Annotated in this window: 12 protein-coding genes; 1 reads left to right on the top strand and 11 read right to left on the bottom strand. The window is 33.2% G+C overall.

Annotated features, from left to right (window positions below):
• Positions 1-6: 6 nt before the first annotated feature.
• The 11 genes from NQ560_RS02705 to NQ560_RS02655 all read right to left on the bottom strand — a co-directional run bounded on the left by NQ560_RS02705 (position 7) and on the right by NQ560_RS02655 (position 11,113).
• Complete coding sequence (locus NQ560_RS02705) at positions 7-417, bottom strand: DUF234 domain-containing protein (RefSeq protein WP_005336009.1); 411 nt, start codon at positions 415-417, stop codon at positions 7-9.
• Positions 418-616: 199 nt separating this feature from the next.
• Positions 617-1,405, bottom strand: coding sequence for a hypothetical protein (locus NQ560_RS02700; RefSeq protein ID WP_022279251.1), 789 nt, complete (start codon positions 1,403-1,405; stop codon positions 617-619).
• Positions 1,380-2,507, bottom strand: a complete 1,128-nt coding sequence (locus NQ560_RS02695; RefSeq protein WP_005336011.1) for an AAA family ATPase — start codon at positions 2,505-2,507, stop codon at positions 1,380-1,382. The genes NQ560_RS02700 and NQ560_RS02695 overlap by 26 nt, the downstream gene beginning before the upstream one ends.
• A gap of 452 nt (positions 2,508-2,959) precedes the next feature.
• Complete coding sequence (locus NQ560_RS02690) at positions 2,960-3,181, bottom strand: hypothetical protein (protein ID WP_005336012.1); 222 nt, start codon at positions 3,179-3,181, stop codon at positions 2,960-2,962.
• Between the two features lie 492 nt (positions 3,182-3,673).
• Positions 3,674-3,928, bottom strand: coding sequence for a hypothetical protein (locus NQ560_RS02685; RefSeq protein ID WP_117606973.1), 255 nt, complete (start codon positions 3,926-3,928; stop codon positions 3,674-3,676).
• 416 nt (positions 3,929-4,344) lie between these two features.
• Complete coding sequence (locus NQ560_RS02680) at positions 4,345-4,647, bottom strand: helix-turn-helix domain-containing protein (protein WP_003863952.1); 303 nt, start codon at positions 4,645-4,647, stop codon at positions 4,345-4,347.
• On the bottom strand, positions 4,634-4,984 hold the full coding sequence (locus NQ560_RS02675; protein ID WP_005336015.1) for a type II toxin-antitoxin system RelE/ParE family toxin: 351 nt from the start codon (positions 4,982-4,984) through the stop codon (positions 4,634-4,636). The genes NQ560_RS02680 and NQ560_RS02675 overlap by 14 nt, the downstream gene beginning before the upstream one ends.
• 131 nt (positions 4,985-5,115) lie before the next feature.
• Positions 5,116-5,745, bottom strand: coding sequence for a transposase (locus NQ560_RS02670; RefSeq protein ID WP_005336017.1), 630 nt, complete (start codon positions 5,743-5,745; stop codon positions 5,116-5,118).
• Between the two features lie 33 nt (positions 5,746-5,778).
• Complete coding sequence (locus tag NQ560_RS02665) at positions 5,779-6,081, bottom strand: helix-turn-helix domain-containing protein (RefSeq protein ID WP_005336019.1); 303 nt, start codon at positions 6,079-6,081, stop codon at positions 5,779-5,781.
• Between the two features lie 121 nt (positions 6,082-6,202).
• Positions 6,203-9,745: a hypothetical protein gene (locus tag NQ560_RS02660; RefSeq protein ID WP_005336021.1), complete on the bottom strand. Its 3,543-nt coding sequence runs from the start codon at positions 9,743-9,745 to the stop codon at positions 6,203-6,205.
• Positions 9,746-9,979: 234 nt separating this feature from the next.
• On the bottom strand, positions 9,980-11,113 hold the full coding sequence (locus tag NQ560_RS02655; protein ID WP_040015743.1) for a hypothetical protein: 1,134 nt from the start codon (positions 11,111-11,113) through the stop codon (positions 9,980-9,982).
• A gap of 143 nt (positions 11,114-11,256) precedes the next feature.
• Here NQ560_RS02655 and NQ560_RS02650 point away from each other — a divergent pair, with 143 nt between their 5' ends.
• Complete coding sequence (locus NQ560_RS02650) at positions 11,257-12,612, top strand: hypothetical protein (RefSeq protein ID WP_040015744.1); 1,356 nt, start codon at positions 11,257-11,259, stop codon at positions 12,610-12,612.
• Positions 12,613-12,759: the final 147 nt, after the last annotated feature.

Below are 12,759 nucleotides of genomic sequence, written 5' to 3'. Positions count from 1 at the left end.
TTCTTTTTATAACATGCGATTGAAGTAATTATAAAGATCCTCCAAAGTTAGCAACATTACGTTTCGTTCATGTGCCACTGCAAGCAATTCCTCGGTAAATCCTCCCAGTGAAAAAATAATATAATAATATTTTTCTCCCTTTGCAAAGGCCATCGCATATCGTTCTAATAATTCTAATTCATTCAACCCAATTTTCTCATTTTTGAATTTACAAGACCCCATCAAATACTCTGCTATTTTCTGATTTGATTCCTGTACCGGAACACCTACAATATCTATCTGTATCTGCTTCTTCTCACGCGGATCAGTTCCCCACCACTGACCGACATCAGCCAAATCAAACGGCAGGTTGTCTGCATAACGCATCAGATACTCCTTACACATCTTTTCAAATATAAGTTCCATATAGTCATGCATATGATAGATTTTTGGATATTTCCATTGTCTACCATATGGGGAGCATATCAATTTACAGGGATTGTGGCACTTTTTTAACTAATCAACTGTCAAAGATGAGATTATATCACAGCAAAAACAAAAAACAACCAGTCCTTAAAAACTAATCAAGGGGCAAATCAATATTTCTCATTCTTTTTGAATAAAATGGAAAATTCTCTTAAGTTTCCTCTTCTATCTCTAATAACCCTAAATCAAGCAATGAAACACACAACAAGCTCAGTATTCTATATGCCTTATTTGATTCCATTTCTTTCTCTTCAAAATCAAATATTTTCTTGTTAACTTCCCTGAAATCATCCAAATCTAATTTTAATTTTCCTATTTTTTGTAATGCTTCCCACAATTCTCTAACAGCACACATTAAACTCTCTTCGGTTATATTTTGATGGTTTATATGTCTACTATGAAGATACTGTTTAAGTTCTTTTCCCGTCTCTTTTCTCTCTTCAAAAACATGATGCTCAAAATTACTCAACGTAAAGCTTTCAATTGCCGGATAACTCAACAGCAACAGTCCTTGTCTGTCATACCCTCCATTATCTCTTGCATTCCCCAACGTACTAATCATCTTATTGATAAATAAAACATCTGTATTAGACTGGTAATCACGGTCAAACAAATAATAAATTGCCGCATTATCTACATTAAAATCATACTGTTCAAATAATGTTATATATAAATTATTCAGGAAATCATTATCTTTATCTATCGTTTTAATATTGCTTTCTTCTGTATTTATAACAAATACTTGAGACATTATATTTTCTTTTGAATTATACTTATGATAACCTTTACCTCTTAAAATGCTCTCAAATTGATAATCATAAATCTTACAAAAAATATAATACAAGATTAGTGCCTCTGTCTTATTACCTTCAACAATATATAAGACTTTGCCAATTGATTTTTCCTTATTAATCCTAACGTTCATATCGCGGGATTCCATTGAACACACCACCCAGGTACATTTTTTCTATATTCTGTGCTTCTCTTGGTTTTTCACTCGAAAATCTTTTTACCACACTTCCTCCTTTATCAAAATCAACAGAATAAATCTGATCCGGTCTCAATAAACTATTAGAAAGTAAATTGGTTGAATGTGACACAAAAATAAATTGTGATTCTCCGGCATTCTTCATAAAATATCTTACAAGCAGTTCTTCCAGATTATTGTGAAACCCACTTGAAAATTCGTCCAGTAACAACATTCCGCTATTAGATATACAATAAAAAAATGCAGGCAATAATTGTACTAGAGTTTGATTTCCCAATGATTCCATTTCATACGGGATTGGTTCGTTTATCCCATTTCGCCTAAAATATATCTGATTCTCCGGAGACTCTAAAGTCACGATATTTCCAGTTGCTTTTTTATTATACTCAATCCTTTGTTCAAAATGATATTGCTCAAAGAAATCATTAATGAGTTTTGTTCCAGACTCTTCCATATAAGATCTTAGTGATAAATCCACTCCCTTATACTGCGTAGCACTTTTTAAACACATATCCATATATACAGAATTAGACAAAAACTCAAACCATTTCTGTAATTTTACTTGTCCTCGAAATCTTGTATTAAAAAATATATCTCTCAAAAATAATAACTGTTTTGGTATATCTGTATAATTCTTTACCTCTGTCAGTATTGTATTTGCTGTACTTCCCTCCCTTGACAACAATTCAATACCATCTACAGTCAACTTTTCTCTCAAAAATACATCTACCCATTGATAAGAAATATCATAAATTATTTCAGATTTATCAATTTCAAAAACATATTTTAATTCCATTACCGGAGTATCAGAAAATAAACATATATATTCCACCCAATTCACTTCATTTTTGGCCAATAAACATTCAAGTAAAAATCGAATTGCTTTCAAAACGTTTGACTTTCCAGATGCATTTTTACCTACAAATAATGCTCCTTTTAAAAGATTACCACTTACATTTGTGTTCAATAATGTCTTATAATTGGTCTTCTCAAAATCAATCTTTACTTTATTATGAAAAGACTTAAAATTTCTAAGTTCAACACTTTTAAGCATATATTCCTTCCTCCTAGCTTAAATCATATACACATTATATTCTATTTTTAACAATCTATGCAATATTTTTTCAGAGAATATATTTTAAAATGTAATTTTTTTACGTTTTATATTTACATGTTTTCTGAGTCACGGGTTTCATTTAAAATTTCTTGGTCTAATGTTCAATACGGACCTAATGTGTGGTTTTATCCATAAGATTGCTCCTTTAAAAAACTTCTAGTTTTACAAAGGGGTTATCTCATGGTTTTAGGGCAAAAACACGGTACTAGCTATTTACCGTGTACGAGGGTTCTTCGTGAGGGTTCCTAACAAAATGGAAATGGATTGATCAGTTTATCGACTGGTCAATCCTTTTTTCTGTTCTCACACCGGTTATATCATGTAATTCTCGTTTTGTTAATTTCTGCCTCTTTATTCAATCGGCGTTTTAATGAATTTTCCTTCATCATTTAATTCTGTGCACGCTTGGGAATAAGCGCACTATCTAAAGTGGCCGAATTCTCCTTTATATCTTCTACTACATTCTCAATAGAATCATGTTTCTTTAACCAAATTTCTTTTTCCAATTCTAATTTACACATCAGATAATCATGTCTTAAAGAAAACTCATCAAAAATATCACTCCATGTTAAAACATAAATTTTATTATTTCCATTCCTATCTGCATGCACTAAATGTGGTTCTCCAAGTGCTCTATGCCCATCTATTTCATCTTGTATATAACCATTTTTAAATCATACCATTTATTCCCTTATATATAATACACCTCACCTGTCAAAAACTGACGCCATTCGACAAAATAAGACAGAAAATTTTCATCTTCTGCCTCATCTCCTGTCCCTATATTCTTTTATCTCTCTTGTATAGCAATTGAATCTTGACATCTCTCCGATGCAGATATCAGATTATGCCCGGAAGAACATTCCGACGAAAAAAGAACAAAGCAATAGGAAGGACACATTTTAACAACAAAAAAGTGGCATTCTAATAATCAATAGCTTTTCATATGGCTTTTCCGCGAAGCTTTATTAAAGTGCGACTTCTTTTCAAATCTACTTTCCTTTTTCTCAATTTCACACCATCAGCCATTACTTTGGCCAGGCAGTTATCTTAAGTTGACACTAGGTTGACCACATTGGGGTCTGACCTCTTCAACTTTCTTTTTAAGAAAAATCACAAAGCTCCTTCAATCTATTTTTTATAGATACTTCCATCTTTGCAAGCTTTACCAGTAACATTTCAACTGTTTTCTCGCCTTTTTCATAATCAATTTTACCATATTCTCCTGCAAATAAACATTTTGCCATATCAAACCAGTAATCGAAATCATCTTGCATTTGTACTACAAATGTAGTAGATTCTTCGAATACTGTTTTTGGAATATAGGCTTGATGAAGAAGCATTTCATTTTTAAGCATTTTTGTCAACTCCGTATATTTTCCAAAATACACCTTAAAGGACTCGCATTTAGCTTCTCGCTCAAATTCTTCATCTATTTTTAAACATTCGAACAAATCGTGTTCAAGTGGAACTATTTCTGCAAAAATAGGCTCTATCTTCTCATAGTAATGCAGACTGGATGTAAACGTTTCACATTTTTCAAATATGGCTGGTGGAATTTAGTCTAGCACCCCGAATTCCAGTAGCCCATTTAGCATGCCATGAAATCTAGAAAATTTCGTCAAATTGGAACAATTATAACAGAAAACGAGAAATTTTGCCTAAAAACCTCTCGTTAAAATATCAAAATTTAAAATGCGGTGGAATTTACCTTTTACCACCAATTGACGTATCACTTCTGAAGAATCCTGCTGTTTCTATTTTCTCATACTCTTCACATTTTATTTTTTGTTGGCATCGGAACAAATTCCAGTTTTAATTGCATCCCTAATCCATGTGCAAGTTTTTTTACCATACTCAGACTGGGATTTCTTGTTCCGTTCTCGATCCGGCTTATATCTGCCTGCGTAATTCCGGTTTTAGCTGACAAATCTTTTTGTGTCATATTCTGCTGCACTCTTGCATCAATCATCGCCTGGATAATATCATATTCCGGTTGCAGTGCATCATATTCTGCCTTTACCTCCGGATTCTGCAATGCTCTTTTTTTATAATCTTTATAGCTACTCATTGCCATACCTCCGTTCATAATCTGCTTTATACTTCTTTGCCAGTTCTTTTTCTGCCTTTGGTGTCTTCTGCGATTTTTTTATAAATCCATTGGTCAGTACCGCCTTCTTGCCTACGATAAAGAAATACAATACTCTTGTAATATCTGATCCCTGCTTGGCACGAAGCTCAAATATCCCATTCTCCAATGGTTTTGAATATGGCTCACGAAGCAATGGTCCGTTCATTTCCAGTAAATCAATTGTCCGCAATGTTTTTGCCAGCAACTTAGGCTCCAGGGAATCTAATAGTTCCTGCACAGGGCATCTTTCATCTTCTGTATCATATAAAATGATCTCGTACATTAGTATGCTCCTTCTTCTTTGTAATTATAATATGTCGTATTCAACATGTTTGTCAAGATGATTCCAAACACTTTTTCATATATGTTAACTTCCAGTATTTTTACGGCTCGATTTAAAGATATACCGATTTATTAATCAAATGGTAACTCCTCCATACTCTTTTTGATTTCGTGCTCTTGTACCACATATTTATGTCCAATATCCTCTACAAAATCTCGATACCGCAATATGCTATTGTCTTTAAAATATGCAAGCGTCCGATTCCTTTCTGTTATTCTGTCATCTTTTAATGCAATCATTGTCTGATAGCTGCTCCATCGGTAATCCTCTGGTTTTACCACTATTCTGGCTTTCACCGGGTTCAGATGAATATACCTGCTTGTCTGTAAGAAATAAGAATCTTCCTTCACAAGACATGACTTATATCTACTTTCAAACAAATGTCCTCGATACTGGTACTTATGATTAAAATACATTGCATATCTCTCAGACAAACACTTCATGAACCTTCCAATCTCATCTTCACTAGTTTCCAGTAGAAGATGTATATGATTCGTCATCATACAATATGCATGTATCTTACATTGATACTTATCTAATGCCACCTTTAATATCTCTAAAAACACCTGATAATCTGTTTCATCTGAAAAAATCTCTGTTCTCCTTACTCCTCGGTGCATCAAATGATAGATTGCACCCGGATACCATTCTCTTAATTTTCTTGCTATTTTGCGTTCTCCTTTTATGATGTTATCATTCATGATTATCTTTAAAGTAATGCGTCCACATCCGCATTACTCTTTATCACGTATACTTACTTCTATGTGTTTTCCCAATGCATTCGCATACTTTTCCAGCATCAACAATGTCGGGATTCTTGTCCCTCCCTCAAACCTTGCTATATTCGATGTTCTCACACCGGTTATATCCGATAATTCCTGCTGCGTTAGTCTCTGTCTCTTTCTTTCCTCCACCAATTGTCGTATCACTTCGGAAGAATCCTGCTGCACTGCTGATTGAATCATATCCGCATATGCCAGCAACCTTTTCTCTCTTTTTTCCTTTTCATTCTGATATTCTTCTCTGTTCTCTTTCATCCGATCCGCTTCCTACTATCAGTTTTATCGGATTATATCATTAATGATATAAAGTTGCAATACCTTTTAACAACTTAAGATTTTCTTAATGGGGTCTGACCCCTTCAGTCTTTATCCGTTTCTACTTTGTCTCCAATCCGCACTTATATTTCACGCAAAGAGAAAAATAATTCCTCCACACTGGATTCAACACTTCATATTCCTCTCTTATGATATCCTGACACACTCTCATCATATTTTGTGCATAAACTTCCTTATACTCATCCCCCATTGACTCAACCAACGTCAAACAATCAATCCATTTACACATAAAATCTTCTTTTAATTCTTGATTTTCCAATTTACTGTATTCATCAATAATATAACGCAGACATTTTTCAGTCATTGTAATCTCAAATCTGTATTTAATCATTTGTTCTATACAATCTAGTAATACATAAACATCCATCTTAAGAGCAACTAAAAAATTTAGTATTCCCGTTCCAGAAATATTTAATTTTATCTCCTGTATTATTAATGACTGTATCGTTACTTCTCCGGTAACTATAACGGCTTTCTTTCCCTGAGCCAGTGCTAACGCGTCATAATCAGAAATTCCAAATACATCTAACCAGTCCCGTTCTTCATCCTGCACGTCACAAAACTCTCGATTATTGCTCCAAGTATTTAACTGACTCACAAAATTTTTTAAGGCTGCTGCCTCCCCAAGGATCTGCACTTTTTCACTTTCAGATACTACATTCATGTAAAGACGTTTTTCTCTCACACCAAGGCTGGATACATGTTCCTTATCATTTTCATTAATTATGTCTGTACACATAGTTAATATCGTATTTCTCATTGATTCTGGAACAAATACCTGTCTTTCTTTTAAGAATTCCGGCTTAACTCCAATCATATACAACATAATCACAGCTGCAAAAGACAATACAAACTGTTGTCCTCGAATTAAGTCCTCATCATAACGCTCTCTTACAATAATATCTTCACTTTGTACTAAGGTCATAATTAACTGAACCGTATTGACTCGTACAGTTTTCTGAAGTATCGCAAATGGTAATGGAAAACTGGAAAAATCTTTATAATTATCTAACCAATTAAATTCCTTTTCATCTCCAGGAATGTATTTCATAAGTTCTCTGCTGAAATTTTCTACATCTAATTTTCCATCCCTAGTTTCGATAGATATTGTTTTTACTGCATTTGCTTTCACCAATTTTTCTAAACATAGCCTAATTAAGTAACCATCCACAGGCATTATCTCTGATATATGATATTCTCTTCCTTCTATCATAACAAGATCGCCTGTTTTCTTTCTCAAAAGTCCTATTGTAATTGCTTGATCTCGGTATATGTGTGTTGCTCCCTGCCATATATATGGTACATCTGGCAATATGTTTTCTTCATATATGCAATATATTAATTTTTCTCCATCCACCCCCTGTAACACAACTGCAGTATCATTTTCAATTCCATCTATTTTTCTTTCTGTATTATCCGAATCACTTATCTGAAGCATAAGATAATTTCCAAATATTCCAATCTCATTATCTTTGTTTCTCAGTAACGCCTTTAACATTAATTTCTTTGCTTCTGCTTTTTTATTTTCCCTGCTATAAATACCCGCAACAAGTGTCAATAATCTTGCTGTTCCAATTTTTATTGCCGCGTCTATTACCTTTTGTGGTATATTTCTTTGTAAATTTAATGACAAAACAATAGTAGCATCTACTACAAACAAATCGCTCTGAAAATTATCAAATATGTTTAATAATATATCTAATGCCGTTACTGCCTGATTATCTTCCATCAAAAGTTTAGCTTTTAATCTCAATATGTCTGGTGATACTTGTCCTAATGCTTCTTTTTTCTCTACTATTTGCATTGCTTCTTTATAATATTGACAATCAATCAATACTTTTGCAAAATCAACTTCTGCTTCCGGATCAAGCCATTCTAACTGTCCATCCTTCCATTTTTCAAATAATTCCGGAAGCATTTTTCGCTCTGTCTCATGAACTTTGAAAATTTCTAACCAATACTCTACATAATCCTTGTAAACTGATTGATATTTCTTCCATTCCGTAATTGCCGCTTCCTTACCATCACATACCCGAATTGATTGAACATATAATAAAAACAGATATATATCCTTCTCCAGAATACCATTATGACTCTCAATAGATTCTTTTACCTGATTCCAATTATTACATTTTTTTCTCAGTAAATTACAATATAACCAATACGTTCCCGCTCTTTCACAAAATTCCACAACTGCTTCCTCATCTATGCAACCCAAATCTATCTTATACTGAATCATCATAGTTTCAATCGCAGAATCCTTCTTTATTACATCTGGAATTTCATTCAACAACTCTATATTTTTTTCTTCAAGAACCACTTGGTTTTTCAAAAAAGTTCTATAATACAATAATTTTATCTTATTGTTGTTATGAGCAATTTTTTGCTTCATTCCAGACAAAATCTTTCCAATTTCTTTTACCCGTCCATCCTCTTTTACATTTTCTAATGAAATTGTATTAACAATAGTGTCCTGCTCTTTTTCTAATACATATATTTCCTCTATATAACTCAGATTATTTCCAAATAATTGCTGAATCAGCTCATGAATATTAATTATTGGTTTTTCTGCCAGCCACAATGCGCACACTCGATTAACAAGCCATTTTTCATTGCTATATTGTCCAGTAAGAGAAAACTCATAATTATCCACATGATGTCTATTCTTCTTTTCAAGCTTCATGAACTTTTCTTTTTCATCTCTGGAAATAATTCCTGCAATCTCTTTCAGGTCAGAATTTTTAATCAGTTTTTCTAATTGTGTCATTTTTTCTTTTTTATCAAACCAATATAAAATCAAAATCCTTGTTATATCATCTGAAATATAGTTGCTTTTAATTTTCTTCCATGCTTCCAAAGCCTCCATATCTAAACACTGATAATCAGAGAGTAACGATAATTTTATTTGCATTGCCATATCAATATCCGCATTTTTATTCCTCAAAAACGGAAGCAAATCATGAACATGTTCTATATTCCCTTTCCTAATTTCCTGACTTAAAATATCATATACTTTCATAACCTCTTCTGGATTTTTAATTTGGGATGTATGTTCTATAATTTCTCTAATATTATTATTACTATATTCAAGTTGTCTCTTACTCTCGCTTTTTTGATTTTTTAATATAGAAGCTTTCAAATATTGCTCACTTACCGATAATCCACTGGTCAAATATTCCTCGTATTCTGTATATATTTTCACCAGCAATTCTCTGACAACTGATTCATCTATTACATTAATTTCCCTTTCATCATCATTGAAAAACACTTTCAATTGTCCAACTAAGCCATTTATAAGTTCTTCTTTTGTGGTAATGTCTCCATTCGACTGCAACAGATGTTCATATATCTTTTCAATAGGTTTATAATACTTCAAAAAATCTTCAAACTTCCCAGAAGTTAAAATTGTTCCATCATTTTTCTTGATAAATTCTCTTAACCACTTCTTTATTTTCTTCTTAAATGACCAAAACTTTATGTTTTCTTTTATGGTCATCTTTCCGTCTGATACACTTTCAGTTATTAATCCAATCACTATATCCGATATAGCTGTTACAATTGTGTCCTTCACTAATTTTATCATTCCTTTTCTAAATTATCCTTGCTTCGGAAGTAAGAGTTTTTTACTTTCAGCATACACACCTCTACTTATCCCTAACCCTCCCCAGCTATGCTGGAGTTTAGCGGTTTAGAGATTTTCAATTACTTCTGACGAATTCCATTGCAGTGTTGACCGAATCATATCATCACCGATATGAAATCACAATACCTTTTTACATCTTAAGATTTTCTTAATGGGGTCTGACCCCTTCAACTTTTATTCTTCCCGTTCTTTTTGTATCTTTAATAATGCGTTTACTATTCTCTCTGCCAGACTCCCACTTATTTTATTATATTTATCCGCTGTTGCTTCCTCTCTAATTTGAAGAATTAGCTCATCTTTCGTCATATCTTTTAACTTTTTTTCATTTATCTGCCTTATACTGTGTTCTGTTATCTCATAAAATTCTTTCAATTCAATTCCTAAATCTAATTCCGTAATTTGATTCATTAGCCTTTTAATAACGTCCCCATCTCCCCATTCATTTAACAAATGATCCAGCTTGTCTTTCTCAATTCTTATTATAGATGTGTTCATTAAAAGATTTGCCTTTAACTTATCAAGTTCATCATTCTCATTTAAATCAATTCTTGTAAACAACATTCGATACACAACCGGCATTTTTGAATTTTCATTCGAGCTACAACCACATACAAAAGCAATTGATCCAATATTGTCTTTATGATTTAACTGCTGATTATAAGGGAAGGAAATAAACATTAACTCCCCTAATCTTCTGTCCGTTAATACTACATAAGCTATCGAAAGTTTTCTCGAAACAATCATCTGTCCATAATATTTCTTTTCAGCTCTAGCTCCTGTCTCTTTCTCCTTTAACCCTGTATCTATAGAAAGTGTCGCATTGCATAAATCTCCTCCCCATTCTTCATTTCCTTCTTCCAGCTCTAATGTCCCTGTTAGTATCTTTCCGTCATTATCATGCCTCGATGGCTTCTCTGGTGCATAAAAATAGCAAAAATATCTTCCTAAATATTTTTTCATATCCCTTGCTGCAATTATAAATTTATCTGTTGTAACAGAAAATTCTGAAAATACTTTTGATACCTCATCCATCTCTTTCCACATCATCTCCTGCATGTCAACATTTAAATATTCACATATATAATATAATAATGCTAACTGTATGTTCCCATTTCTTTTTTTATTTAAAAGTGAAGACAAATTTCCTGTATTAACACTAATATTGTATTTCTCCTCGCAATATGTTCCTAAATCGTTAAGACTTTTCCCAACTTCTTTTCTGACCTTAAACATATACTTTACATTGCGTATAATTCTGTCATTCATCTCTTTGTCTAATTCAGCAATAGTTATCTTGTTGTCATTCATTTGCATTCCTCATTTCTTGTCAACACTTATTTTCACTTATTTTTATCAGCTTTCTTATAAAATAATTATAAATAAATTTTGTCAGTTTTTACAGTATTTTCTATAATACTTACAAAAGAATGTCGAATTTGGAGGTTACAGTTATGAAATTTGTAAAAATTTTAATCAACAATATTTTTATTCCTTTTGCCACTTTTCTTTTTATTTTAGTTGGTGTCTTTGCTGCGCTTTTATCCGCGATAATTGAATTTGCAGTACTCAAAGAATTATTTACTTCTGAATACCAAGAGTTCATCCCCTCATTTCTTATCGCATTAGCCTTGGTATTACTCCTCGAATACAGCAAACTCTACTTGCATTATTTACTTGGACGTTGGAAGCATAAACCAGACAGCAACAGCGCCAAATATATGAAAAAGGTCCGAATAATTGTCAGTATCCCTATTGCTATTTCATTCGTGTGCACTGTGATTTTTTCTGTTACAACACTTGATAAGGCATCCTATAACGAAAATGCATTTCAAACAGAAAAAGCTCGTATTGAAAATCAATTAAAAACAGATATTCAAGACGGAAAAGCAGCATTAGACGCTGAACAAGCAGCACGTCTTGAACCTTATCGCCAGGCAATGGAGACAACAAACGCTGAAATTGCTAATTTTAACAGCGGTAATACAAGTTACAAAAAGTCGAAAAATAAACTTGATGCATTACTTGCTCAAGCTGAATCCGCCACTCAGAATTTCAACACAATGGAAAGTTCTCTCGCCACTGAATATAGCAACAAAAAAACTGATTTTGAAAACCAATATCGTGCCAATGCTGAAGCAGAAATTGCCGCACTCACAGACAATGCCGACACCTCCAATGCAACTGCATATGATAATAAAGTGCTTTCACATTTTTTAGAAGTGATCTGGTCCATCGTATTCCATCACTCGTCTTACCCACGAATTGTATACCTTGGAATTTGTATTGTATTTGCCCTAATACTATCCTTATTTTTGGAAGCCATTATATCATTCTCCAGTCACTTTATGAGTATTCCTTTAGATTCTATTGTTACCCCAGAAGACATAGAATCTGAGAAATTAAAGGCCTGGTGTGATCAATGTATCATGCTCGGTATAAAAACTGCATGCGCTATTACAATCTACCTCTTTTTCATGCTGGCCACCTCTGAAAAAATTCAAGAGAATAATTTTCTTCTTGGGATGGCAGCATGTTTTATATCAATTTATATAAGTCAGAAATATATACTCAATAGCACAGAAAAATCTACGGCTACAAATAATTTTACTGCCGATTGCTACAATACGATACGTGACTCAATACTCCAAGGTGTACTTGCACTTATCGGCTACATATTACTAGGTTTTCTCTTTGGACAAACTGCTTTAGATCTTGGCTGGCCAACCATAGCCATTGGACTTGGCTCCTCTCTTTCTTCATGTATAAGTGAACTGCCACAAAAAATTCTTAATGATCATCCCGCTTAATCCATTCAAGCCACCTGCTAGGGTGGCTTAACTTCTTCTGATTATTCAGTTCCACCTTCTCAGGAATAATATCATGACCTTAAGCTTTTCTTAATGGGGGCTGACCCCTTCAGTCTACTCTGCCCCATCCAGTGACCCTTAATTTTC

This window comes from Dorea formicigenerans (assembly GCF_025150245.1).
In the GTDB taxonomy this organism is placed as follows: Bacteria; Bacillota; Clostridia; order Lachnospirales; family Lachnospiraceae; genus Dorea; species Dorea formicigenerans.
Note: the sequence above shows the minus strand (reverse complement) of the source record. Positions and strands in the feature narration are given on the sequence as shown.

What these genes read in the sequence shown, in the direction of transcription:
- NQ560_RS02650 (WP_040015744.1), top strand. Translation starts at nt 11,257, where the DNA reads ATGAAATTTGTAAAAATTTTAATCAACAATATTTTTATTCCTTTTGCC.
- NQ560_RS02655 (WP_040015743.1), bottom strand. Translation starts at nt 11,113, where the DNA reads ATGAATGACAACAAGATAACTATTGCTGAATTAGACAAAGAGATGAAT.
- NQ560_RS02685 (WP_117606973.1), bottom strand. Translation starts at nt 3,928, where the DNA reads ATGCTTAAAAATGAAATGCTTCTTCATCAAGCCTATATTCCAAAAACA.
- NQ560_RS02665 (WP_005336019.1), bottom strand. Translation starts at nt 6,081, where the DNA reads ATGAAAGAGAACAGAGAAGAATATCAGAATGAAAAGGAAAAAAGAGAG.
- NQ560_RS02700 (WP_022279251.1), bottom strand. Translation starts at nt 1,405, where the DNA reads ATGGAATCCCGCGATATGAACGTTAGGATTAATAAGGAAAAATCAATT.
- NQ560_RS02705 (WP_005336009.1), bottom strand. Translation starts at nt 417, where the DNA reads ATGCATGACTATATGGAACTTATATTTGAAAAGATGTGTAAGGAGTAT.
- NQ560_RS02660 (WP_005336021.1), bottom strand. Translation starts at nt 9,745, where the DNA reads ATGATAAAATTAGTGAAGGACACAATTGTAACAGCTATATCGGATATA.
- NQ560_RS02670 (WP_005336017.1), bottom strand. Translation starts at nt 5,745, where the DNA reads ATGAATGATAACATCATAAAAGGAGAACGCAAAATAGCAAGAAAATTA.
- NQ560_RS02695 (WP_005336011.1), bottom strand. Translation starts at nt 2,507, where the DNA reads ATGCTTAAAAGTGTTGAACTTAGAAATTTTAAGTCTTTTCATAATAAA.
- NQ560_RS02675 (WP_005336015.1), bottom strand. Translation starts at nt 4,984, where the DNA reads ATGTACGAGATCATTTTATATGATACAGAAGATGAAAGATGCCCTGTG.
- NQ560_RS02680 (WP_003863952.1), bottom strand. Translation starts at nt 4,647, where the DNA reads ATGGCAATGAGTAGCTATAAAGATTATAAAAAAAGAGCATTGCAGAAT.